The organism is Microbacterium sp. KNMS (assembly GCF_053851835.1).
Window position 1 is genome coordinate 67,594 of sequence record NZ_JBSQBP010000017.1, and the last position, 24,207, is coordinate 91,800.

The window sequence follows — 24,207 nt, forward strand, 5'->3', positions numbered from 1 at the left end:
GTCAGTCGCTCTCCCACGGCGCCTTGACGGGGAAGTATGCCTCGAGCGTCTCCCGGACGACCCGAGCGCGCAGCTCCTCCGGCAGCTCGGGCTCGCTGCCGTCGTTGAGGCAGAACATGTCGACGTCCCGCCCGGCCAGCAGTCGCCCCATCCGCGCGGGCGCATCGCGCTGCGTCGTCTGGATGTACGCCGTCCGCGGCTCGGTCGTCGCGAGCGCACGGCCGGTGAACGTCGCGTAGTAGTGGTAGAGCGAGTTCGTGACCGAGATGTCGGTCGCGCTGCGGAAGCGGGCCGCCGCCGTCCGCGCGAACTCCTCGGGGAACTCGCGCTCGAGCTCGAACATCACCTCGCGGCTGTGCGGCGTGGCGCAGTGCTGCAGGTCGCGAAGGATGACCCGTCCGAAGCGCTCGCGCAGGAGGTCGCGGTTGACGCGCGCCGCGTTGTCGTGGCCGGATCGGCTCGGCCGCGAGGGGCCGACGCCGATGCGCACGCCGCATTCGACGTACTTCGTGAGCCCGCCCGCGGTGAAGAACATCTCGGGGGAGACCGGACGGCCGAAGAACATGTCGTCGTTCGAGTACAGGAAGTGCTCGGCGATGCCCGGGATGCGGTGCAGCTGCGCCTCGACGGCGTGCGAGTTGTGGGTCGGGAGGACCGTCGGGTCGGCGAAGAACTCCTCGCTGCGGACGATCGTCACCCGCGGGTGCTCGGCGAGCCAGCGCGGCGCGGGGCTGTCGGTCGCGATGAAGATGCGGCGGACCCACGGGGCGAACATGTGCACGCTGCGCAGGGCGTAGCGCAGCTCGTCGACGTGGCGATAGCGCGCGGCGTGCGCGTCGCCCTCCCCGACGACGTAGGCGTTCATGCGCTTCGCGCGCTCGCGCTGGAAGTCGTTGGACGAGCCGTCGACCCACGAGAAGACCATGTCGATGTCGAAGGTCACCTCGTGCGGACCCGCGTCGAACATCCCCTCGAGCGTGCGCCACTCGCGTCCATGCCGGCGGATGGTCGTCAGAGCGAGGTCGTCCGCCGCGATCACGTGGCGGGTCAGCGCGTTCCGTCGCGGGGCGCGCACGATGGCGCCCTCGCGACGCCAGAACTCGAGGCGCACGCCGCAGTCGGCGCCGTAGCTCAGCGTGCCCGACGGCACGATGCGCGGGCGGAAGAGCACCGCGACGTCCTTCGCGAACGCGGACTCGACCCCCGAGGAGAGCGGCACGGGAACGCGTCGGGCCGAGCGCGCCGCCGCCCACGGACCCTCGTCGGCGGCCAGCGCGGCGAGCGCGGCGGGCTTGTCCTCGACGTCGAGCGCGAGGGCGGGGCGCCCACTCGTCCGGCGCAGGAGGAGCGGCTGCATGCCCGCGCGCTCGAGGAGATCGGCGAGCGCGAGGAGATCGGCTGTCTGGGCCTCGTCCGGTGTGGACTCCTCGACGAGATGCAGGATCCCGTCATGAAGGCGCGTGGCGGCATGGTCGGGAGCGACCTCGCGCGGGGAGTGTGCGGTGCGACCGGAAGGGGTGCCCAGAAGCGTCATCAATCACCTCGTATCTACTTACGGCGGACGCCGTCAGGACGGGGAACATGGAGCCGATCCGACGGAGGCGGGGATTCCCGGACGACGTCTCGTGAACAGCTCCTGACTGAATGATAGACAGCGCGTGACACTGCGGATGCACCCTCGACAAGCGGACAGCCATGCGGTAAGGGATCCGGTCGCCGATTCGCGGCATCCTCGCAGGTCAGCGGCGCGGCGCGACGTCCTGCAGCGCCTCGAGGAGGGCGGGGTGCGAGAAGCGGAAGCCGGCGGCGAGGAGCCGCTCGGGAACGACCCATCTGCTCTTCAGCACGAGCTCGGGCTCGGTGCGGATGACCCACATCGCGGGCTCGAGCATGAAGCGCCACGCGGGCAGGCCGAAGCGCGCGCCGACGATGCGGCGCAGGGTCCGCATGAGCGTGCGATTGTCGCTCGGGTTCGGAGACGCGACGTTGACGACGCCGTCGATGTCGTCGCGCGTCTCGAGGAACCGGATGGCCGCGATCACGTCGTCGATGTGCACCCAGCTGAACCGCTGGCGGCCGCCCGTGCGGTGCCGCGGGGCGCGTCCGTCGCCGCTCGGGGCGGAGCCGATCCCGCGGTAGCGGCGATGGGGGAACCACCATCCGTCGATCTGCGGGCCGCCGATGCCGAGGCGCGCGAGGAGGAAGAGCAGCCGCGTGGCGGGCCCGTCGCCGAGGACGATGGCCATCCGCAGCGCGACGCGGCGCGTGGCCGGGAGGTCGCCCGCGAAGAGCTCGCGCTCCCACTCCCGCGCGACGTCGACCGAGAAGCCCGTGCCGAGCTCGCCCGTGCTCTCGGTCTGAGGGCGGTCCGTCGCGTGCCGGTAGATGGTCGCCGTGCTCGCGTTCATCCACACGCGCGGAGGCCGCGCTGAGGCGGCGATCGCCTCGCGGAGCGCGCGGGTCGTGTCGACGCGGGACCGCAGGATCTCGTCGCGATGGGGGTCGGTGTACCGGCAGTTGACGGACTTCCCGGCGAGGTTCACGACGAGATCCGCGCCATCGATCGCCGTGGCGATCGACGCGGGGTCGTCCCACCGGGCGGGTCCGCCGCGGCCGATCGTGCGAACCGTGCGCCCCTCCGCCTCGAGCGCGCTGACGAGCGCGCGTCCGACGAAGCCGCTCGCTCCCGCGACGACCGCGATCCGCTCGGTGTCGGCCATCCGCATCCCCCTCCCGCGGCGCGAGCCGCTCGGGGCCATCCTCTCAAGGAGCCGCGCATCGTCTCTCGACGTCGAGACATCGGATGCGGCGCCGGCGCGAGGGTGCGCGTCGGCGCCGAAGTCGCGGTGCGCGCGCGAGTGTGCGCGTCGGCGCCGACGACGGCGGCAGGGGCGCGGCGCTCGGCGCGGAGTCGACACCTGGCGCGGGCTGCGCGGTCTCGAGCAGGCCACGAGGCCTCGCGAGCGCGCGATCGGGGGCGTCCTGTCGGCACGGCGCGTCTCTCGACGTCGAGGCATCGGATGCGACGCCATGCGAGCATCGCGATATGAGCAGCCGCTTCACGATCGTGACGGACACCGCCTTCCCGCCGGAGCGCCTGTTCGCGGTGTCGCTCGACGTCGATGCGCACGTCGCGTCCATGGCCTCGTCGCGCGAGCGCGCGATCGGGGGCGTCACGGCGGGCTCGATCGGCCTCGGGGAGACGGTCACCTGGCGCGCCTGGCACTTCGGCGTCCCGTGGACGATGACCTCGGTGATCACCGAGCTGGAGGAGGGGGTGCGCTTCGTCGATGAGCAGATGCGCGGACCGTTCCGGCGCTTCCGCCACGTCCACGTGTTCGAGCCGCACGGCGCGGGGTCGCGCATGATCGATGAGATCGAGCTCGCCTCGCCGGTGCTCGGCGCGATCGCGGAGCGGCTCGTCCTCGTTCCGTATCTGCGCCGCCTCATCCGCCGCCGCAACGCGCACCTCCTCCGACAGCTGAGCGCGCCGGGCGGATGGGGTGAGCGCGCCGACTGAGAGTCTGCTGGCCGGTCATTGTCACGGCCGGATAACATGGGCGAGTATGCCCGTCGCCGTTCGACGGCGACCTGGCCCATCCGCCCGGGATGAGGCACCCGATCGAGGAGTGATACGTGGCAAATCCGTTCGAGAAGCTGCTCCGTGCCGGCGAAGGACGCGTCCGACGGCAGCTGCAGCGGGTGGTCACCGCCGTGAACGCCCTCGAGGAGGACTACGCGAAGCTGACCGACGAGGAGCTGCGCAGCGAGACCGCTGAGCTCCGTGCGCGCCACGAGAAGGGCGAGACGCTCGACCAGCTCATGCCCGAGGCGTTCGCGGCGGTCCGCGAGGCCGCCAAGCGGACGCTCGGGATGCGCGCGTACGACGTGCAGCTCATGGGCGGGGCCGCGCTCCACCTGGGCAACATCGCCGAGATGAAGACCGGTGAGGGCAAGACGCTCGTCGCCACGTTCCCCTCGTACCTCAACGCGATCGCCGGCAAGGGCGTCCACGTCGTCACCGTCAACGACTACCTCGCGTCGTACCAGGCCGAGCTCATGGGCCGCGTGTATCGCGCCCTCGGCATGACCACCGGCATCATCGTGTCGGGCCAGACGCCCGCCGTGCGCCGGGAGCAGTACGCGGCCGACATCACCTACGGCACGAACAACGAGTTCGGCTTCGACTACCTGCGCGACAACATGGCGTGGCGCAAGGAGGATCTCGTCCAGCGCGGCCACTTCTTCGCGGTGGTCGACGAGGTCGACTCGATCCTCATCGACGAGGCCCGCACGCCGCTCATCATCTCGGGCCCGTCGTCGGGCGAGGCCAACCGCTGGTTCGCCGAGTTCGCCAAGATCGCGCGCACCCTCGAGGAGGGCGTCGACTACGAGGTCGACATCAAGAAGCGCACGGTCGGCGTTCTCGAGGCGGGCATCGAGAAGGTCGAGGACTACCTCGGCATCGACAACCTGTACGAGTCGGCGAACACCCCGCTCATCTCGTTCCTCAACAACTCGATCAAGGCCAAGGCCCTCTTCAAGCGCGACACCGACTACGTCGTCATGAACGACGAGGTCATGATCGTCGACGAGCACACCGGCCGCATCCTCGTGGGCCGCCGCTACAACGAGGGCATGCACCAAGCGATCGAGGCGAAGGAGGGCGTCCCGGTCAAGGCCGAGAACCAGACGCTCGCCACCGTCACGCTGCAGAACTACTTCCGCCTCTACGACAAGCTCGCGGGCATGACGGGCACGGCCGAGACCGAGGCCGCCGAGTTCATGTCGACGTACCAGCTCGGGGTCATCCCGATCCCGACCAACCGGCCCCTGGTCCGCAAGGACCAGACCGACCTCGTCTACAAGAACGAGCAGGGCAAGTTCGCGCAGGTCGTCGAGGACATCGCCGAGCGCCACGCGAACGGTCAGCCGGTGCTCGTCGGCACCGTCAGCGTCGAGAAGAGCGAGTACCTGTCGCGCCTGCTGTCCAAGAAGGGCATCCGGCACGAGGTCCTCAACGCGAAGAACCACGCACGCGAGGCCGAGGTCGTCGCGCGCGCCGGTCAGCTCGGCGCCGTCACGGTCGCGACCAACATGGCGGGTCGAGGCACCGACATCATGCTCGGCGGCAACGCGGAGTTCATCGCCGTCCAGGAGATGAAGGCCAAGGGCCTCTCTCCCGAGGAGACGCCGGAGGAGTACGAGGCCGAGTGGCCCGCCGTCTTCGACGCCGTCAAGGAGCGCGTCGAGGAGGAGGCGGCCAAGGTGCGCGAGGCCGGCGGTCTCTACGTGCTCGGCACCGAGCGCCACGAGTCGCGTCGCATCGACAACCAGCTCCGAGGACGCGCCGGCCGTCAGGGCGACCCCGGTGAGAGCCGCTTCTACCTGAGCCTCACCGACGACCTCATGCGCCGCTTCCAGTCGGGCCCGGCCGACGCGCTCCTGTCGCGCACCGACTTCTCGGACGACGTCGCGATCGAGTCGAAGCTCGTCTCGCGCCTCATCAAGAACGCGCAGGCGGCCGTCGAGTCGCGCAACGCCGAGGCCCGCAAGAACGTCCTGAAGTACGACGACGTCCTCAACCGCCAGCGCGAGGCGATCTACGCCGACCGCCGGACCATCCTGCACGGCGACGACATCAAGGACCGCGTCGAGCACTTCATCGAGGACGCCATCACGGCGATCGTCGACGACCACACGTCGGGCGGCCACAACGAGAGCTGGGATTTCGACGCGCTCTGGACCGAGCTCAAGACGCTGTACCCGGTCGGCGTGACGATCGACGAGGTCGTGGCCGAGGCCGGCGCGCGCAAGGGCGGCATCACCGCCGAGGCGCTCAAGCGCGAGCTGCTCAGCGACGCGAAGATCGCGTACGCGAAGCGCGAGGAGCAGCTGGGCGAGAAGGCCGTGCGCGAGCTCGAGCGCCGCGTCGTGCTCCAGGTGCTCGACCGCCGCTGGCGCGACCACCTCTACGAGATGGACTACCTCAAGGACGGCATCGGCCTGCGGGCCATGGCGCAGCGCGACCCGCTCATCGAGTACCAGCGCGAGGGGTACTCGATGTTCCAGGCGATGATGGGGCAGATCAAGGAGGAGGCCGTCGGCTACCTCTTCAACCTCGAGGTCGAGGTGCGCAAGGTCGGCGAGGACGACCAGGCCGCGCCGCAGGTGGAGGCCAAGGGTCTTGCCGAAGCGCCGGCCGAGCAGCGTCTCGAGTACTCGGCGCCCAGCGAGGACGGCGACGTCGAGGTGCGCAACGAGCGCGGCCAGGTGCAGAAGTCGCAGACCGACCGCGCCCGTCAGAAGGACGCGCCGCGCGGCGCGTTCGGCCAGCGGACCGACGACGACGGCGCCGCGGCGCCCGTGCCGCAGAACCGCGAGCAGCGCAGGGCCGCGAAGAAGAAGTAGCGCGCGACGCGACGAGGGCGGGCCACCGGATCTCCGGTGGCCCGCCCTCGTCGCACCGAGCCACGCCCGGCGCGGGCATATCCTGATGCGATGAACTCCCTCCGTCCCCTCGGCCAGTCCGCGAAGCTCCAGAACGTCCTCTACGAGATCCGCGGGGCAGCACTGGCAGAGGCGACGCGGCTCGAGGCGGACGGGCACTCGATCCTGAAGCTCAACACGGGCAACCCCGCCATCTTCGGCTTCGAGGCGCCGTACCAGATCGTGCGCGACATGATCGAGGCCGTCCCGTATGCGCACGGCTACAGCGACAGCCGCGGCATCCTGCCCGCGCGCCGGGCGATCGTCAGCCGCTACGAGGAGACCCCCGGCTTCCCGCACGTGGATCCGGACGACGTCTACCTCGGCAACGGCGTGTCCGAGCTCATCACGATGACGATGCAGGCGCTCCTCGACGAGGGCGACGAGGTGCTCATCCCCGCGCCCGACTACCCGCTGTGGACCGCGATGACGAGCCTGTCCGGCGGCACCCCCGTGCACTACCTGTGCGATGAGGAGAACGGCTGGCAGCCCGACCTCGAGGACATCCGCTCGAAGGTGACCTCGAAGACCAAGGCGATCGTCGTCATCAACCCGAACAACCCCACGGGAGCCGTGTACAGCCGCGAGCTGCTCGAGGGGATCGCGCAGATCGCGCGCGAGCACTCCCTGCTGATCCTGTCGGACGAGATCTACGACCGCATCCTCTTCGACGGTGCCGTGCACATCCCGACCGCCACGGTCGCCCCCGACCTCCTCGTCCTCACGTTCAACGGCCTCTCCAAGACCTACCGCGTCGCCGGGTATCGCTCCGGATGGATGGTCATCACGGGTCCCAAGAAGCACGCGAAGGGATTCCTCGAGGGCATCCAGCTCCTCGCGTCGACGCGGCTGTGCGCGAACGTGCCGGCACAGCACGCCGTGCTCGCCGCGCTCACCGGCGTGCAGTCCATCGACGCCCTCATCGCTCCGACCGGACGCCTCCACGAGCAGCGCGACGTCGCCTGGGAGAAGCTCTCGACCATCCCGGGCGTCTCGTGCGTCCGCCCGGACGGTGCGCTCTACGCGTTCCCGCGGCTCGACCCCGAGGTGCACGAGATCCGCGACGACAAGCAGCTCGTGTACGACCTGCTCGTGTCGGAGCACATCCTGCTCGTCGAGGGCACGGGGTTCAACTGGCCGACGCCGGATCACCTCCGTGTCGTGACCCTGCCCGAGGCGCGTGTGCTCAGCGAGGCGATCGAGCGGCTCGGGAACTTCCTGTCGTCCTACCGGCAGCGGTAGTCAGAGGATCCGGATGTCGGTGGCGCGCCACCGGCGGTCGAGACCCTCGAGGCGCATCGCGAGCGCGCGGGTGCGGTCGGGCATCGCCACGATGACGACGACCTCCACCACGCCGTCGGCCGGCGCCATCTGACGCATGGTGCGCACCGTGAAGACGGGGCGCTGCGCCGGCATCCGACGTGCGCTGCGCGCCCGGCGTGACAGGTTCGCGCGCTGGACGAGCTTGAGGTACGTCTCCTCGGCGAGCCAGCGCGCGAGCTGATCGACCTCGCGCGTGCCGGCGAGAGCCTCGAGGATGCCGCGGGTGAGGGCCGCGACGAGCGGCGCGGGATCGGGGAGCTCGGCGGAGGACGTGCGCTGCGGGGCGAAGAGCTCCTCGACGTCCTCCTCGGTGCGGTGGGACCGTCTGCGAGAGGTCGCACCCGCGGCGTTCGGCGGCATGACAGCCTCATTCCGGTCGGGGAGAAGGGTTGCCCGAGTGAACCAGCACGCCCGCGCGGCCGGGAACCCCGCATACATGCCTGTGGAGAGCGGATGACGGGGCCGCACGCTTTCCCCTACGCTCTCGCAGATGCGCTGGGATCGCTTCTTCGAGGACCTGGAGGACCAGCTCGCGGCCGAGTGGGAGGCCGAGCGGGCCGCGCTGGACTCCGAGGCCGAGCGGCTGCGCGTGTCCCGCCTCGCCCTCCGCGAGCGCCTCGTGGCGTTCGCGCAGTCGGCGGCCTCGCCCCTGTCGATCGAGCTGCGCGACGGATCGTCGCTGGAGGCGTCGGTCACCTCGGTCGGGGCGGACTGGATGGCTGTCCGCCCGCTCCGCGCGCACGGCGCGGCGGAGAGCGCGGTGCTCGTGCCGCTGCCGGCCATCCGCTCGATCGGCGCGGCGCAGGGCGAGCTCCTGCGCAGCGCGCGCCCGACCGAGCCCGAGAGCCGCCTCGCGCAGCGGGTCACCTTCGGGTTCGCTCTGCGCGACCTGGCGCGGCGCAGGGCCACCGTGGCGATCGGCGTCGTGTCGGGGCGCGCGCTGTCGGGCACGATCGACCGCGTCGGCGCCGATCACCTCGACCTGGCGCTGCACGACCCCGATTCGCCCCGCCGCTCCGCCGCGGTCACGGCGTTCCGCATCGTGTCGTTCGAGGCCGTCGCCTGGGTGCGCGTGGCGGCCGCGGTCGGCGTCGTCGCGCCGTGATCCGTCAGGGGCGCCGACGGCCCCAGAGCTCGGGGAAGCTCGCCTCGTTCGACTCCCGCCACAGGGCCATCCGCCGCGTCTCCTCGTGCTGGTCCTCGAGGTACTCGTCGACGCTGAGCTGCTCGATGCGCCAGCGCGCGGGCGAGCCGAGTCGCGCGCCGCGGAGTCGTCCGGCGTGGACGAGCTCGACGACCTCGTCCGCCTAGATGCCCAGCAGCTCGGCGACCTGAGCGGGCGCGAGGTAGCGCACGTCGGAGTTGTCGGGCATGGCCCCATTATGGGCAGGGGCGGGTCTCCGGGGACCCGGACGCGCCATCCTGTGGATAACTTTCTCAGGCGTCGCGCCGATTCGGACAGCATGGGCTCATGACCACGACGACCCCGGTCCGCGACGTCGCCGCCCTTGCCCCCGTTCCGCGTCGCCGGCGCGTGTTCTGGGGCGACGCGCGGTTCTTCATCGGCCTCGCCCTCATCGCCGCGTCGATCGCCGGGGTCTGGTGGGTCGTGTCGGCTGCCCGGCAGACCGCGCCCGTGCTCGCCGCCGAGACGACGATCGTCCCGGGGGAGGCGGTGACCGCGGGCGATCTCGCGGTCGTCGACGTCGCCCTGGGCGGCGCGGAGAACGCCTATCTCGCGCCCCACGAGCTCGCGGAGGGGTACGTCGCGACGCGCACGATCGAGGCCGGCGAGCTCGTCCCCTCGTCGGCCGTGACGCCGGCCGACGAGGCGGCGGTCACGACGGTCGTCGTCGAGAGCGCCGTCGACGTGCCGTCGTCGGTCGGGGAGGGCACGGCGGTCGAGCTCTGGGCGGCGCCCCTCCTCGAGCAGGGGGTCTACGACGAGCCGCGCATCCTCGTGGCGGACGCGACGGTCGCCGCCGTGCTCCGCGACGACGCCGTGATGGGCGCGGCAGGAGCGTCGATCGAGCTCGTGATCGACCGGGCGCGCGTCGCCGACGTGCTCGCGGCGGTGTCCTCGGGCGCCGCGCTCTCGGCTGTCCCGCAGTCCGGAGCCGGATCGTGAACGTCGTCGTGGCGCTCGACGAGCCGCGCGGGTCGGCCCTCGCGGAGGCCCTCGAGGACGAGGGCCTCTCGGTCATCGCGACCTGGCCGTCCGAGACGATCGCCCGCTCGCTCGGCGATCCGACGGCCGAGGTGTGGGACGTCCTGCGCTCCGCCGAGGCGCTCGTCCTGCCGGCGTCCCGCACGGCGCTCACGCACGGCGTGGTGGGCGCCTGCGATCGGCACGGCGTCCGGATCGTCGCACTGGGCGAACGCGCGGGCGAGGCGCGCCTCGCGCGCGCGTTCGGCCTCGCCGATCCGCTGCCCCTCGCGGTGGAGGGCTGGCGCCTGGCCGAGGCCATCCGGAGCGGATCCCTGGCGGTGCGCGCCGTCGGCGGGGAGCGAGGGCGGGTGGTGGCCGTGTGGGGCGCGCACGGCGCGCCGGGGCGGACGACGGTCGCCATCGAGCTCGCCGTCGAGACCGCGCGCACGCGCGGCCACGTCGCGCTGGTCGACGCGGACACGCACGCGCCCGCGGTCGCCATCGCCCTCGGGCTCGCCGACGAGGGGCCCGGGTTCGCGGCCGCCTGCCGTCAGGCGGAGCTCGGCGGGCTCGACGCCGCGGAGCTCACGCGCCTGAGCCTGCCCGTGGGCGGCGCCGACGGCATCGTCGACGTCCTGCCCGGGCTGAACCGGGCAGCACGGTGGCCCGAGCTGTCGGAGCGGCGCGTGGCGTCGGCTCTCGAGGCGTGCCGCGGATGGGCCGACGTCACGGTCGTCGACACGGCGGCGTCGCTCGAGGCCGACGAGGAGATCATGAGCGACCTCGACGGGCCCCGCCGCAACGCCGCGACGCTCGCGGCCCTCTCGTCGGCAGACGTCGTGGTCGCGGTCGCCGCGGCGGACCCGATCGGGATCGCGCGGTTCCTCCGCGGATACGCGGAGCTGCGCGCGATCGTCGGCGCGACCCCGGTCGTCGTCGCCGTCAACCGCCTGCGCACGGGCCCGCTCGGCATCGACGCCCGCGGCCAGGTCCGGCGCACGCTCGAGCGATTCGGCGGGGTCGACGACGTCTCGTTCCTGCCGCTCGATCCTCGCGCGGCCGACGCCGCCCTCCTCGCGGCGCGCCCCGTCGGAGAGGTCATGCCGCGCTCGGCCCTGGCTCAGGCCGTCCGCCGTCTCGTCGCGCGCGTCGACGGACGCCGCGGCGACGAGGAGGCGGCGCTCATCCCGCTCGGGCCGGAGCGGGGTCGCCGCATCGCGCGCCCGGCGCGGCGAGCGCGCGGACGCGGGGAGGACGGCGTGCGGTCGGCATAGACTCGACGCGTGTCGACCCTCAGCGATCTCGTCTCCGCCCAGGGCCGTTCGAGCGAATCGGATATCGAATGGCTGCACCGTCTCGCCGGCGACGGGCAGCTGCTCGCCGATCTGGCCTCGGCGGACATCGTCTTCTGGGTGCCCACGTCGGACGACTCCTACATCGCGGTCGCGCACACGCGCCCGGGCGGCGCCGCGACGCTCTTCTATCGCGACATCGTCGGAGGCCGCGTCCGACCGCAGTGGCAGGCGCAGGTCCGCGAGGCGTTCCAGACCGCGCAGATCGTCGACTCGTCCTCGCCCGAGTGGTTCGAGGAGACGCCCACGCGCGTGCGCGCCGTGCCGATCGCGATCCGGGAGGACGACGGCCTCCGCGCGATCGGCGTGCTCACGCGCCACACGAACCTCGGCGACGTGCGCACGCCGTCGCGCCAGCAGATCACCTTCAACGACTGCGCCGACGATCTCTTCCGGATGATCGCGACCGGCGACTTCCCCGACCTCTCGGCGCCGACCGGGCCGCGCAGGGGCGCCCCGCGCGCCGCCGACGGGCTCATCCGCCTCGACGTCGACGGCATCGTCACGTTCGCGAGCCCGAACGCGCTGTCGGCGTTCAACCGCATCGGCTTCGCGGAGGAGCTCGAGGGCGAGAACCTCGCCGACGTGACGAGCCAGATCCTGCCGGCGTCTCATGACACCGACGAGCGCCTGCCGATCCTCGTCTCGGGCCGTGCGCCATGGCGCAGCGACATCGAGGCGCGCGGCGTGACCGTGTCGCTGCGCGCGATCCCGCTCAAGGACCACGGTCACCGCACGGGCGCGATCGTCCTGTGCCGCGACGTGAGCGAGCTGCGCAGCCAGGAGCAGGAGCTCATCACGAAGGACGCGACGATCCGCGAGATCCACCACCGCGTCAAGAACAACCTGCAGACGGTCGCCTCGCTGCTGCGGATCCAGGCACGGCGCACGACCTCGGAGGAGGCGCGCGAGTCGCTGCTTCAGGCCATGCAGCGGGTCGCCGCGATCGCCGTCGTGCACGACACGCTGTCGGAGGGGCTCGCGCAGAACGTCGACTTCGACGAGGTGTTCGCGCGCGTGCTGCGCCTCGTCGCGGAGGTGGCGGCCGCGCAGAACACGGTCGCGCACACGCGCACGAAGGGCCGATTCGGAACGCTCCCCAGCGAGTACGCGACGCCGCTCGCGCTCGCGCTCACCGAGGTCGTCACGAACGCCGTGGAGCACGGGCTCGCGGGGCGCGAGGGCGAGGTCGAGATCGTCGCCGACCGCGACGACACCCGCCTCGAGGTGCGCGTGCGCGACACCGGCAGCGGTCTGCCCGATGGCCAGGTCGGCCGCGGCCTCGGCACGCAGATCGTCCGCACGCTCATCCAGGGAGAGCTCTCCGGGACGATCGACTGGTCGACGATCGACGCGCCGGACACGGCCTTCCACGGCGGGACCGAGGTCACGATCGCGGTTCCCCTGAGGTGGATCCGCAGCTGACCCGGACATGAAGAAGCCCCGCCGAGGCGGGGCTTCTTCAGATGACGGTGCCTTCCGGTCAGCTCGCGCGACGGTGCCTCAGGTCAGCTGGCGCGACGGGCACGAGCGGCGCGGCGCTTGAGCGCGCGGCGCTCGTCCTCGCTGAGGCCGCCCCAGACGCCCGAGTCCTGGCCGGTCTCGAGGGCGTACTGCAGGCAGATCTCGGTGACCGTGCAGCGAGCGCAGACGGACTTCGCCTTCTCGATCTGGTCGATCGCGGGGCCGGTGTTCCCGACGGGGAAGAACAGCTCGGGGTCGACGGTGAGGCAGGCGGCCTTGTCGCGCCAGTCCATAGGAATGCTCCTTGCGGGGTGGGGTTTCTCAGGGAAAGCACAGCGTGGCAAAACGGGTGGATTACGCTGGATGTGCGACGGACCTGTGCAGGTTCCGCCCCACCACGCTGTGGGAAACACACCGTTAACAATTGTCATACACGCGAGGTTCTCGGGCAAGGGTTTTTTCTGTCCGTTCCCTGATCGTGCGTGCGGTGTGAGGCACGGGGAGCGAGGAGAGCCATGGCCACCAGCGCGACCGCACGGACGGCTGCCGTGCTCGTCGGACTCGAGGCGGTGGGCGTGCTCGCCCTCGCCGGCTGGCAGGTGCTCGCGCTCGGCTCGGCGGATGTCGCCTCGATGCCCAGCGCGATCGCCCTCCTCCTGCTCACGCTCGTCGGCGCCCTCGCCGTGGGCGCCTTCGCGCGCGGCATCGCACGAGGCCTGTCCTGGGGACGATCCGGCGCGATCGTCGTGCAGCTGCTCATCATCGCGGTCGCGATCGGCGCCGCGACGGGGGAGTACGCGCATGTCGCCGCCGCGGTCGGCCTCGCGGTCCCGGCCGCGATCGTGCTCGCCGTGCTGCTCTTCGCCGCGCGCGATGCCGGGCGGGCTCAGCCCCGCGCGCTCGACGACTGAGCGGAGCGCCGCTCGAGGAGCGTGTGCGCGAGGAGCGTGCTGCCGGCGACGGCGGCCGGCATCGCGACGATCGCGCCCAGGGGCACGAGCAGGCACACGTGCGTCGCCATCCCGAATCCCGCGACCCGTGCGCGGGAGCCGCGCCGCAGCGCCCGTCGCTCCTGCGCCCCGATGCCTCGCGCAGACAGCGCACGTGCCGAGAGCTCGTCGGAGAGCACCCAGCCGGAGAGCGCGGCTCCGACGACGGCGGCGAGCGGTGCGCCGACCACGGGGACGAACCCGAGCGCGACGCTCGCGACGGCGATCGCGAGCCCGCGGGCGATGAGCGACGCGCTGTCTGCGACCGATCGCCAGAAGCCGTGCGCGCTCTCGGGAACGGACCCCGTGCGCGCGGCCTCGACCGAGCGCCAGACCCGGTCGTAGAAGGGCTCGCCCACGAGCAGGGTGAGGGCGGTGAACGTCGTCACCGCCACCACGAGTCCGCCCGCGAGCACGGCGGCGCCGATGAGCACGCGCACGAGGATGGTCCAGATCGCGGCCCAGTCCTCCGCCCAGGGGGTGAGGCCCTCGGCGATCGCGGGAAGGAGCGCTCCGAGGGTGATGAGCGCGGCTGCCATCGCCGCGCCGACGATCGCGGCGGGGATGAGCGCGGCCGCCATCACGCGCGGATCTCGCCGCCACCAGCCGAACCCCTCCAGCAGCGTGCGCACGCCCGCCCAGAACTCGCTCATGCGTCCATGAAAGCAAACGCCGTGCGCCGCGGGCTCACTCCTCGGGCTCCCAGCGGAGCAGATCGCCCGGCTGGCACTCCAGCGCCTCGCACAGCGCGTCGAGCGTGGCGAAGCGGACGGCCTTGGCGCGTCCGTTCTTGAGCACGGCGAGGTTGGTGGGGGTGATGCCGATCCGCTCGGCGAGCGCGCCGACTGACATCTTCCGGCGGGCGAGCATGACGTCGATGTCCACGATGATCGGCACTCAGATCACCTCGCCGAGCTCGTCCCGCAGGGCCTGCGCCTCGTGCTCGCGCGCGATCGCCTGCCGCAGCAGCGCCTTCATGACGACGACGAGCAGCGCCATCCCCCCGAGGACGAGCGACGCACCGCAGACGAGGCCGACGAGACCCGGGGCCGCGCTGCCCGGGGCGAGGAGGATCGCGAGCGCGAAGGCGAGCAGGGCGGCCGCGGCGATCGCCCCGATGATGACGTCGACGTAGCGGAAGGACGACTCCGAGAAGATCGAGCCGCGCCGGACCCTGGTGAGGAGCTGCCACACGCACACCCCGAAGACCTGCATCGTCGCGACGCCGAGCCCGAGGATGACGACGAAGGCGACCCGCGACGCCGTCTCCACGCCCTCGAGGTCGACCCAGATCAGCGGGAGGAGGAACGCCTGCACGACGACCGACCCCGCAAGGGCGAGGGCGATGACGACGCGCAGGATGAGGATCGTCGCTCTGCTCACGGTCGCTCCGCTCGTTGAACCACAGCGGAAATCTATCGATAGTCGTTCGATAGTGCAAGTCGCTCGACAGATTCTCGCGGGCGGGAATAGCGCGCACGGGATCGCGTTGATCTTGATAGACTCCGACTCAAGTTCCATACTTGATAGGGAACGACGCAACTTTCAAGGAGATGCCGGGACATGCCCGAGAACAACTTCCCCCAGGATGGGCCGAGCTCGTTCGACGAGTTCCTCGCGCGCTATCTGCAGGGCGAGCGTGCTCGCGCGAGCCGCTCGATCGATCTCAGCCGCTTCCTCAGCTCGCGCACGCAGGAGCTCCTGCAGCGGGCGGGGCGCTACGCCCTCGGTCGCGGGCAGCTCGAGCTCGACGCGCTGCACGTCCTCCACGTGCTCGTCGGCGACGCGACCGTCGCCGACGCGATCTCGCGCGTCGGCGGAGACCCCGAGGGGATCGCACGGGAGGCCGAGGAGCGGCTTCCGCGCGAGGGTGCCTCGGCCCACGTCGACGCCGCCGCGGTGACGGCGGCCGTGCAGCGGGCGCTGTTCCACGCGTTCCAGGTGGCGCGCTCGTCTGGCTCGACCTATGTGGACCCCGAGCACCTCTTCTTCGCCCTCGTGCTCGCACAGGACACGCCCGCCGGGCAGATCCTCGCACGCTCGGGCGTGACCGCGGAGACCCTCACCCAGGGCGCGCGCGAGAGCGTGGACCCGCAGGCCGCGCCCGAGCAGGGCGCAGGGCGGACCGCGGGCGGATCGATGCTCGAGAAGTACGGCACCGACCTCACGGCGCTCGCGCGGGACGGCGAGCTCGACCCGGTCATCGGCCGCGCCGACGAGATCGAGCAGACGATCGAGATCCTCTCGCGCCGGACGAAGAACAACCCCGTGCTCGTGGGCGAGGCCGGCGTCGGCAAGACCGCCGTCGTCGAGGGCCTCGCGTCCGCCATCGTCGCGGGAGCCGTTCCGGAGCAGCTGCGGAACCGCCGGGTCGTCGCACTCGACCTCCCCGCGATGCTCGCGGGCACGCGCTACCGCGGCGACTTCGAGGAGCGCCTGACGAAGACGATGGAGGAGGTCGCCGCGCAGAAGGGCGAGCTCATCCTCTTCATCGACGAGATCCACACCCTCGTGGGCGCCGGCGGCGGGGGAGAGGGAGCCATGGACGCGGGCAACATCCTCAAGCCGCGTCTCGCTCGCGGAGACCTGCACCTCGTCGGCGCGACGACGCTCTCCGAGTACCGCAAGATCGAGAAGGACGCCGCGCTCGAGCGCCGCTTCCAGCCCGTGCGGGTCGGCGAGCCGTCGCCCGCGGACGCGATCGCGATCCTCGAGGGGCTCCGCCCGGCGTACGAGGAGCACCACCGTGTCACCTACACCGACGACGCGCTGCGGGCGGCCGTCGAGCTGAGCGACCGCTATCTGTCCGACCGCGTGCTGCCGGACAAGGCGATCGACCTCATCGACCAGGCCGGCGCCCGGGTGCGGCTGCGTCTGGGCGCTCCCGTCGACACGCAGGAGCTCGTCGCGCGTCTCGCGGAGCTCGAGGCGGAGAAGAACGCCGCGGTGTCGGCCGAGCACTACGAGGAGGCCTCCCGCATCCGCGACGAGATCGCGACCGTGCAGGCGCGCCTCGCCGACGCCACCTCGGCCGACGGAGCCGGCCGCGCGATCGTCGACGAGCCCGAGATCGCGGCCGTCATCAGCCGCGCCACCGGGATCCCCGTGAACCGCCTCACCGAGAGCGAGCGCGAGCGTCTCGCCGGTCTCGAGGAGGAGCTGCACGCCCGCGTGATCGGCCAGGACGATGCGGTGACGGCGGTCGCCAAGGCCGTCCGCCGCAGTCGCACGGGCATGGGCGACGCCCGCCGCCCGGTCGGGTCGTTCCTCTTCCTCGGGCCGACCGGCGTCGGGAAGACCGAGCTGGCGAAGGCGCTCGCGGCGAGCCTGTTCGACGACGAGAGCGCCGTGGTGCGCTTCGACATGAGCGAGTTCGGCGAGCGGCACACCGTCTCGCGCCTCGTCGGGGCCCCTCCGGGATACGTCGGATACGACGAGGCCGGTCAGCTCACGGAGCGCGTGCGGCGCAACCCGTACTCGATCGTGCTCTTCGACGAGATCGAGAAGGCGCACCCCGACGTGTTCAACCTGCTCCTGCAGGTGCTCGACGACGGGCGGCTCACCGACGGGCAGGGGCGCACCGTCGACTTCCGCAACACGGTCGTCGTGATGACCTCGAACCTCGGCTCGGAGTTCCTGACCTCGCGCTCGGGCGCGATCGGCTTCTCGGCCGCGGGGCGCGAGTTCGACGAGAAGGATCTGCGCGACCGCGTGATGGGGCGGCTGCGCGAGTCGATGCGCCCCGAGTTCCTCAACCGCATCGACGAGATCGTGCTCTTCCGCAAGCTCGACGAGCAGCAGCTCGCGCAGATCGTGCACCTGCTGCTGGGGGCGACCCGCGCGCGGCTGGCCGCGCGCGATATCGCCCTCGAGGCGACCGATGCCGCGGTGGCGTGGCTCGCCCGCAACGGCTACGAGCCCGAGTTCGGCGCTCGACCGCTGCGCCGTCTCATCCAGCGCGAGGTGGACGACCGCATCGCGGATCTGCTCGTGACGGGGGAGCTCGCGGACGGCGGCTCGGTCACGGTCGATGCGATCGACGACGGTCTCGTCGTCCGTGCGGAGCGGATGGCTCCGGCAGCCGCGTGAGAGATCGGAGGGCGGACGGGGCGACCCGCCCGCCCTCCGTGCACTAGAGTGGCGGCATGACAACCCGTTGGTATGCGTATGACGAGTCGGCTCTGGAGGGGCCGTCGCGGATGTAGCGTGCCGACACCTCCAGAGCCGACAGGGCAGAGCGATCGCTCTGCCCTTCGCCGTATCGGCGGGCTCTGCGCAAGAGGGTCCGCCCCGACCAGGGACAGGACCTGCCATGGACACCATCGAGGCCGCATCCGACATCCACGTCGCCTCGTTCACGACCCTCCCGAGCCCCGCTGAGATCGCCGCAGAGCTGCCCGGCGCCGACAGCGCCCCCTTCGTCGGCGCCGCGCGCGAGGCCGTCCGCTCGGTGATGACCGGAGACGATCCCCGCCTGCTCGTCGTCGTCGGCCCGTGCTCGATCCACGACCCGGCCGCGGGGCTCGACTACGCCGCGCGGCTCGCGGAGGAGGCCCGGCGCCACGACGAGGATCTCCTCGTCGTCATGCGGACCTACTTCGAGAAGCCCCGCACGACGGTCGGCTGGAAGGGACTCATCAACGATCCGCACCTCGACGGAAGCCATGACATCGCGACCGGACTGCGTCTCGCCCGCCGCTTCCTCCGCGACGTCACGGCGCTCGGTCTGCCCTGCGCGACCGAGTTCCTCGAGCCGATCAGCCCGCAGTACATCGCCGACCTCGTCACGTGGGGAGCGATCGGCGCGCGCACGACCGAGAGTCAGATCCACCGACAGCTCGCCTCCGGCCTGTCCATGCCGATCGGGTTCAAGAACGGGATGGACGGCGGCATCCAGGTCGCGATCGACGCCGCTAGGGCGGCGGCCGCGCCGCAGGCGTTCCTCGGAATCGGCGCTGACGGCCGCGCGAGTCTCGTCGCGACGACCGGCAACCCCGACACCTCGGTGATCCTGCGCGGAGGGGCGGACGGCCCGAACCACGGCCCCGAGCACGTGCAGGCCGCGGCCTCGCGCCTCGCAGCTGCCGGCCTCGCGCCGCGTCTCGTCGTCGACGCGAGCCACGGGAACAGCGGGAAGGACCACGTGCGGCAGTTCGCGGTGGCCGGCGAGATCGCCGAGCAGGTCGCCGCGGGCGGCGCGATCGCGGGTGTCATGCTCGAGAGCAATCTCGTCGCGGGCGCGCAGCCGCTGGATGTCGCCCGCGGACCCGCCGGGCTCGTCTACGGCCAGAGCGTCACGGACGCATGCCTGTCCTGGGAGACCACGGTCGACGCGCTCGGCCTGCTGGCGGCAGCCGCGCGCGCGAGGCGGGGCGGACGCGCCGGGTAGGCTCGAGCGGTGACGACCAAGATCGTGCTCGACGTCGACACCGGCATCGACGACGCCCTGGCCATCCTCACGGCGTGCCGGGCGCCCGAGATCGAGCTGCTCGCGTGCACGGCGACCTGGGGCAACATCGATGTCGCGCAGGCCGCGCGGAACACCGCGTACGTGCTCGACATCGCGGGGCGCTCCGACGTCCCGGTTGCCGCGGGGGCCGCCGGTCCGTATGACGGCACGGCGCCGGAGTTCTCGACGGCGGTCCACGGTGCCGATGGGCAGGGCGGCAGGGCGGACCTCGATTTCGCGCCGGTCCTCGCGCGCGAGAGCGCGGTCGATCTGCTGCTGCGGCTCAGCCGCGAGCACGCGCACGAGCTCGAGATCGTCGCGGTCGGGCCGCTCACGAACCTCGCGCTCGCCCTGGACGCGGATCCCGATCTTCCGTCCCGCGTGCGCGCCGTGACGATCATGGGCGGCGCGTCGTTCGTCCCCGGCAACGTCACCCCGGGGGCCGAGGCGAACATCTGGCACGATCCCGAGGCGGCCCAGCGCGTGTTCGACGCCGCGTGGCCCGTCACGATGGTGGGCCTCGACGTCACGATGCGCACGCTCCTCACCGAGGAGCATCGCGCGCGCCTCGCCGCGGGCGGCCGCGCCGGGCGATACGCGGCAGACATCCTCGACCACTACTTCGGGTACTACGCGCAGGTGACCGGCGAGCGCACCTCGGCGAACCACGACGCGCTCGCGGTCGCGGTCGGGTGCGGGCTCGTGTCGACCGTCGTCGCGCCCGTCGTGCACGTCGAGGTCGACACGACGCACGGTCCGAGCCGCGGTCGCACGGTGGCCGATCTGCGCGGCATGTGGCGCGGATGGCCCGAGGTCGACGGCGCGCGCCATCGGGTCGTGCTCGAGGTCGAGCCGGGCTTCGAGGACCGGATGGTGGATCTCATCGCGAGCGCCTGACCAGCCGCTCCGCAGCCTGCCGCACCCCCGCTTCGGGCGGTTTCGCGGAGCGCTTCGACAAATGGCGGTCGATCGGGCCAGGGCTGCGACGTCGCCTCGCGCCGCGATACCCGCGTGATTCCGGGCTTGATCGCGCCTATCGTGTGCGCTCGCCACATTTCCCCTTGACGCCCGCGACGTCTCTGCGTAGCTTTATCGAAGCGATTCGACTGATCCTCGGAAGAGGGCACGTCGCGGGTCACACGAAGGAGTGAGATGAGCCGGTGCAGAGGAGGCGCGCGATGAGCGTGCTCACGGAGGTCGGAAGCGCGGCTCCGGAGACCGCGTCTCTCGCCGCAGGTGCCGGCGGGCCGCGCGGGCGGTCGCGGGCGCGGCGGCGCGGTCGGCGCACGTCGTTCGGGATGTTCCTGTGCATCGTGCCGTTCATGGTGCTGATCTTCCTGTTCTCGTACTTCCCGCTGTACGGGTGGATCTACTCCCTGTACGACTACCGGCCGGCGCTCGGGCTCGCCGGGAGCGAGTTCGTCGGCCTGCAGTGGTTCGAGCTCATGTTCAACTCGCCCGCGCAGATCGCGCAGATCGGGCAGGTGCTCACCAACACGCTCGCGATGAGCTTCCTCGGGATCGCGACCTCGGTCCTCCCCGTCGCGTTCGCGATCTTCCTCAACGAGATCAAGGCGCCGTGGTTCCGCAACTCCGTGCAGACGCTCACGACTATGCCGAACTTCATCTCGTGGGTGCTCGTGTACATGATCGCGTTCTCCCTGTTCTCGAGCACGGGGCTCGTGAACGACGTCCTCGTCGACTCCGGCCTCATCACGGCGCCCATGAAGTTCCTCGACTCGGGCGGCGAGGGCGTCTGGATCACGATGACGCTCTGGAGTCTCTGGAAGGGACTCGGATGGGGCGCGATCATCTACCTCGCGGCCATCGCGGGCATCGACCCCTCCCTCTACGAGTCCGCCAAGCTCGACGGCGCCGGCCGCTTCCAGACGATGTGGCACATCACGGTGCCGCAGCTCATGCCGACCTACATCGTCCTGCTCATGCTCTCGATCGCGAACTTGCTCAACAACGGCATGGAGCAGTACTTCGTGTTCCAGAACGCCTTCAACAAGGAGCACATCGAGGTGCTCGACCTGTACGTCTACAACATCGGCCTGACCGGCAACAACCTGTCGATGGCGACCGCCGTCGGCATGCTCAAGAGCCTGATCTCCGTGGTCCTGCTCTTCACCGTCAACGCCATCGCCAAGCGCACGCGCGGCTCGTCGATCATCTGAGGCAGCGAACATGACCGTCACCGAGACATCCGCACTCGTCGCGCCCGGCCTCGCGCCCGATCGACGCGCGCCCCGCACCGGCAGCAGGTCGGCCGGCGACCTCGCGTTCCACATCCTGAACTACGCGATGTTCACGGTGCTCGCGATCCTCTGCGCGTACCCCTTCTACTACCTCATCATCAACTCGGTCAGTGCGAACGACGCCTCGGCTCTGGGCGATGTGCGGCTCTTCCCCGTCGGGTTCCACCTGGAGAACTACGCCGAGATCTTCCAGCTCAAGGGACTCGCGACCTCCGCGGCGGTCACCGTCGCGCGCACGGTCCTCGGCACGGCGGCGACCGTGCTCGCGTCGGCCTTCCTCGGCTTCATGTTCACGCAGGAGCGGATGTGGGGCCGCAGCTTCTGGTACCGGTTCACGGTCGTGACGATGTACTTCAGCGCGGGGCTCATCCCGGTCTTCATCATCGTCAAGGCGCTGGGGCTCACGAACAACTTCTGGGTCTACGTCCTGCCGTTCGTCGTCCAGCCGTTCAACATCATCCTCGTCAAGACCTACGTCGAGTCGATGCCGCGCTCGCTGCAGGAGGCGGCGGAGGTCGACGGCGCGAACATCTTGCAGGTGTTCTTCCGGGTCTACCTCCAGAACATGACCCCGATCCTCGCGACCGTCGCCATCTTCTCCGCCGTCGCCCAGTGGAACATGTTCCAGGACACCCTGATCTACATCACCGACCAGAGCCTGTACACGCTGCAGTACCAGCTGTACATGTTCCTCAATCAGGCGTCGTCGCTCGCCCAGGCGGCGCAGAACGCGGGCGGCGACCTCAGCGCGATCGCGGGTGCCGCGACGACGCAGACGGCGACCTCGATCCGCATGACCATCTCGGTGATCGTCGTGCTCCCGATCATCTTCATCTACCCGCTCTTCCAGCGGTTCTTCGTCAAGGGCATCATGCTCGGCGCCGTCAAGGGCTGACGGCCGGGCTCAGAGGAAAGGACAGGCAATGAAGCTCACCAGACTGGCCGCGGGAGTCGCGGTCGGATCCCTCGCGGTCGCGTCGCTCGCGGGCTGCTCCCTCATCACGGGCGAGCAGCCGTCCGATGCGCAGGACTCGGGCAGCGGGAGCTTCCCCGAGGCCTGGGAGGAGACGATCACGATCGACGTCTTCGACGGCCTCGCGAACTACATGGGCGTGCAGAGCGGATGGTTCGCGAAGATCGTCAAGGACAAGTTCAACATGGAGCTCAACATCATCGCCCCCAACGTCGCGGGCGGAGGCGACACGCTCTACAACACCCGCGTCTCGGCGGGCGATCTCGGCGACCTCATCATCACGGACAAGGGGGAGAAGCTCGACGAGCTCATCGAGGGCGGGCTCGTGCTCGACGCGGGCGGGTACTACGACCGGATGGAGCACGCGCCCCGGTTCGACGCCGCGGTCGACAAGCTCAACGAGGGGAAGGACGGCGTCTACGCCTTCCCGACGAGCGTCTCCTCGATCCCTCCGACGGAGTCGTCGGAGGGGCTCGAGCCGACCTTCGGCCCCTACGTCCGGTGGGACTACTACGCGGAGCTCGGCTACCCCGAGGTGGGCACGCTCGAGGACCTCCTCCCGATCCTCGCCGACATGCAGGCCGCGCACCCGACCGCCGAGAACGGACAGCCCGTCTACGGGCTGTCCCTCTTCAAGGACTGGGACGGCAACTTCATGAACAACGCCAAGCAGCCGGCGACGTTCTACGGGTACGACGAGATGGGCTTCGCGCTGGCGAAGGCCGACGGGTCCGACTACCAGAGCATCATCGACGACGACTCCGCGTACGTGCGCTCGCTGCGCTTCTTCCACGAGGCCAACGAGCTCGGCCTGGTCGACCCCGAGTCGACCACGCAGAACTACGACACGATGTTCACGAAGTACCAGAACGGGCAGGTGCTGTTCTCGTTCTGGCCGTGGCTCGGCCAGTCGGCCTTCAACACGCCGGAGAACACCGCCGAGGGCAAGGGCTTCGGCATGGTGAACATGCAGGACCAGCAGATCTTCTCGTACGGCGCCGAGATCTACGGCGGCAAGCAGGTGCTCGCGATCGGCGCGGACGCCGAGGATCCGGAGCGCATCGCGGCCTTCATCGACTGGCTCTACTCGACAGAGGGCGCGTACGTGAACGGCAGCCAGACGGGCGCCGCCGCCGGACCGCAGGGCCTGACCTGGGAGGTCGGGGCGGACGGCGAGCCCGAGCTCACCGAGTTCGGCATGGAGGCGCTCCTGACCGGGGAGGCCGCTGTTCCGGAGGAATGGGGCGGCGGCACCTACCGAGACGGCGTGTCGGCGCTCAACGTCACGGTCGTGCTCCCCGCCGACGTCGACCCGGACACCGGCTTCCCGTACAGCTACACGTTCTGGCCGAGCTTCCAGGAGACCCAGTCGAACCCGTTCACCGAGGACTGGTCGTCGCACATGGACGGCGCGACCTCCACGATGGACTTCCTCGAGACGCACGACCAGATCCTCGTCGCCCCCGGCGGCGGGTACACGTCGCCCCCCGACACGTCGGAGATCGAGACGCTCCGCAACCAGATCAAGGCGCAGATCGTGCAGTACTCATGGCAGATGGTCTTCGCCCGCGACGACGCGGAGTTCGACGCCCTGCTCGACGACCTGCAGACCACGGTCGAGGGGCTCGGCTACGACAAGGTGCTCGCCTTCGACATGGAGAAGGCCGAGGCGCAGAACGACGCGCGCGTCGCGGTGGCCGAGCAGTTCGGCTGACCGTCTCGCGCCGGAGGGGCCGGTCCCGCGCATGGCGCGGGACC

21 protein-coding genes are annotated in these 24,207 nt (G+C 70.9%); 14 read left to right on the forward strand and 7 right to left on the reverse strand.

Annotated elements, in window-relative coordinates:
* Nucleotide 1: 1 nt before the first annotated feature.
* Together ACWXWW_RS11835 and ACWXWW_RS11840 are read right to left on the reverse strand one after the other, a co-directional pair.
* Nucleotides 2-1,534: a stealth family protein gene (locus tag ACWXWW_RS11835; RefSeq protein ID WP_455970040.1), complete on the reverse strand. Its 1,533-nt coding sequence runs from the start codon at nucleotides 1,532-1,534 to the stop codon at nucleotides 2-4.
* A gap of 205 nt (nucleotides 1,535-1,739) precedes the next feature.
* Nucleotides 1,740-2,720, reverse strand: a complete 981-nt coding sequence (locus ACWXWW_RS11840) for an epimerase (RefSeq protein ID WP_455970041.1) — start codon at nucleotides 2,718-2,720, stop codon at nucleotides 1,740-1,742.
* 326 nt (nucleotides 2,721-3,046) lie between these two features.
* Here ACWXWW_RS11840 and ACWXWW_RS11845 point away from each other — a divergent pair, with 326 nt between their 5' ends.
* The 3 genes from ACWXWW_RS11845 to ACWXWW_RS11855 all read left to right on the forward strand — a co-directional run bounded on the left by ACWXWW_RS11845 (nucleotide 3,047) and on the right by ACWXWW_RS11855 (nucleotide 7,731).
* Complete coding sequence (locus tag ACWXWW_RS11845) at nucleotides 3,047-3,520, forward strand: SRPBCC family protein (protein WP_455970043.1); 474 nt, start codon at nucleotides 3,047-3,049, stop codon at nucleotides 3,518-3,520.
* Between the two features lie 116 nt (nucleotides 3,521-3,636).
* Entirely contained in the window at nucleotides 3,637-6,411 is a 2,775-nt protein-coding gene (gene secA / locus ACWXWW_RS11850) for a preprotein translocase subunit SecA (RefSeq protein ID WP_455970045.1), read from the forward strand.
* A gap of 90 nt (nucleotides 6,412-6,501) precedes the next feature.
* Nucleotides 6,502-7,731 (forward strand): pyridoxal phosphate-dependent aminotransferase, encoded by a 1,230-nt coding sequence (locus ACWXWW_RS11855; RefSeq protein ID WP_271172795.1) that lies wholly within the window; start codon nucleotides 6,502-6,504, stop codon nucleotides 7,729-7,731.
* Here ACWXWW_RS11855 and ACWXWW_RS11860 read toward each other — a convergent pair whose 3' ends face one another.
* Complete coding sequence (locus ACWXWW_RS11860; RefSeq protein ID WP_421074363.1) at nucleotides 7,732-8,172, reverse strand: Rv3235 family protein; 441 nt, start codon at nucleotides 8,170-8,172, stop codon at nucleotides 7,732-7,734.
* 130 nt (nucleotides 8,173-8,302) lie between these two features.
* Between ACWXWW_RS11860 and ACWXWW_RS11865 the strand changes: the two genes are divergently transcribed.
* From ACWXWW_RS11865 to ACWXWW_RS11880, 4 genes are all read left to right on the forward strand, one after another.
* A complete protein-coding gene (locus tag ACWXWW_RS11865) occupies nucleotides 8,303-8,917 on the forward strand; it encodes a hypothetical protein (RefSeq protein WP_455970047.1) in 615 nt (204 codons plus the stop codon).
* A gap of 366 nt (nucleotides 8,918-9,283) precedes the next feature.
* Nucleotides 9,284-9,940, forward strand: a complete 657-nt coding sequence (locus tag ACWXWW_RS11870; protein ID WP_455970048.1) for an SAF domain-containing protein — start codon at nucleotides 9,284-9,286, stop codon at nucleotides 9,938-9,940.
* Nucleotides 9,937-11,235, forward strand: coding sequence for an AAA family ATPase (locus ACWXWW_RS11875; RefSeq protein WP_455970049.1), 1,299 nt, complete (start codon nucleotides 9,937-9,939; stop codon nucleotides 11,233-11,235). Before ACWXWW_RS11870 ends, ACWXWW_RS11875 begins: the two co-directional genes overlap by 4 nt.
* A gap of 9 nt (nucleotides 11,236-11,244) precedes the next feature.
* A complete protein-coding gene (locus tag ACWXWW_RS11880; protein ID WP_271172789.1) occupies nucleotides 11,245-12,738 on the forward strand; it encodes a sensor histidine kinase in 1,494 nt (497 codons plus the stop codon).
* Nucleotides 12,739-12,821: 83 nt separating this feature from the next.
* On the opposite strand, the gene ACWXWW_RS11885 is transcribed toward ACWXWW_RS11880, so the two are convergent.
* Entirely contained in the window at nucleotides 12,822-13,070 is a 249-nt protein-coding gene (locus tag ACWXWW_RS11885; RefSeq protein WP_271172788.1) for a WhiB family transcriptional regulator, read from the reverse strand.
* 222 nt (nucleotides 13,071-13,292) lie between these two features.
* Between ACWXWW_RS11885 and ACWXWW_RS11890 the strand changes: the two genes are divergently transcribed.
* Nucleotides 13,293-13,688 (forward strand): histidine kinase, encoded by a 396-nt coding sequence (locus ACWXWW_RS11890; protein WP_455970050.1) that lies wholly within the window; start codon nucleotides 13,293-13,295, stop codon nucleotides 13,686-13,688.
* Here ACWXWW_RS11890 and ACWXWW_RS11895 read toward each other — a convergent pair.
* The 3 genes from ACWXWW_RS11895 to ACWXWW_RS11905 are packed head-to-tail and all read right to left on the reverse strand — an operon-like array spanning nucleotide 13,664 to nucleotide 15,149.
* Complete coding sequence (locus ACWXWW_RS11895; RefSeq protein ID WP_455970051.1) at nucleotides 13,664-14,419, reverse strand: EI24 domain-containing protein; 756 nt, start codon at nucleotides 14,417-14,419, stop codon at nucleotides 13,664-13,666. The genes ACWXWW_RS11890 and ACWXWW_RS11895 overlap by 25 nt on opposite strands.
* 34 nt (nucleotides 14,420-14,453) lie before the next feature.
* Nucleotides 14,454-14,663 carry a helix-turn-helix domain-containing protein gene (locus tag ACWXWW_RS11900; RefSeq protein WP_271172785.1) on the reverse strand — a complete coding sequence of 70 codons (210 nt, stop codon included), beginning with the start codon at nucleotides 14,661-14,663 and terminating at the stop codon, nucleotides 14,454-14,456.
* Nucleotides 14,664-15,149, reverse strand: coding sequence for a DUF2975 domain-containing protein (locus ACWXWW_RS11905; protein WP_324014303.1), 486 nt, complete (start codon nucleotides 15,147-15,149; stop codon nucleotides 14,664-14,666).
* Nucleotides 15,150-15,329: 180 nt separating this feature from the next.
* Here ACWXWW_RS11905 and ACWXWW_RS11910 point away from each other — a divergent pair, with 180 nt between their 5' ends.
* The 6 genes from ACWXWW_RS11910 (at nucleotide 15,330) to ACWXWW_RS11935 (ending at nucleotide 24,163) form a co-directional block, all read left to right on the forward strand.
* The gene (locus ACWXWW_RS11910) at nucleotides 15,330-17,855 is read left to right on the forward strand and encodes an ATP-dependent Clp protease ATP-binding subunit (RefSeq protein ID WP_455970052.1); all 2,526 of its coding nucleotides are present in this window, start codon (nucleotides 15,330-15,332) and stop codon (nucleotides 17,853-17,855) included.
* A 223-nt stretch (nucleotides 17,856-18,078) separates the two neighbouring features.
* Nucleotides 18,079-19,155: a 3-deoxy-7-phosphoheptulonate synthase gene (locus ACWXWW_RS11915; RefSeq protein ID WP_324014305.1), complete on the forward strand. Its 1,077-nt coding sequence runs from the start codon at nucleotides 18,079-18,081 to the stop codon at nucleotides 19,153-19,155.
* Nucleotides 19,156-19,164: 9 nt separating this feature from the next.
* A complete protein-coding gene (locus tag ACWXWW_RS11920; protein ID WP_455970053.1) occupies nucleotides 19,165-20,112 on the forward strand; it encodes a nucleoside hydrolase in 948 nt (315 codons plus the stop codon).
* A gap of 281 nt (nucleotides 20,113-20,393) precedes the next feature.
* On the forward strand, nucleotides 20,394-21,395 hold the full coding sequence (locus ACWXWW_RS11925) for an ABC transporter permease (RefSeq protein ID WP_324014307.1): 1,002 nt from the start codon (nucleotides 20,394-20,396) through the stop codon (nucleotides 21,393-21,395).
* Between the two features lie 10 nt (nucleotides 21,396-21,405).
* Nucleotides 21,406-22,371 (forward strand): carbohydrate ABC transporter permease, encoded by a 966-nt coding sequence (locus tag ACWXWW_RS11930; RefSeq protein ID WP_271172779.1) that lies wholly within the window; start codon nucleotides 21,406-21,408, stop codon nucleotides 22,369-22,371.
* Nucleotides 22,372-22,399: 28 nt separating this feature from the next.
* On the forward strand, nucleotides 22,400-24,163 hold the full coding sequence (locus tag ACWXWW_RS11935; protein WP_324014308.1) for a type 2 periplasmic-binding domain-containing protein: 1,764 nt from the start codon (nucleotides 22,400-22,402) through the stop codon (nucleotides 24,161-24,163).
* The last annotated feature ends 44 nt before the right edge of the window (nucleotides 24,164-24,207 follow it).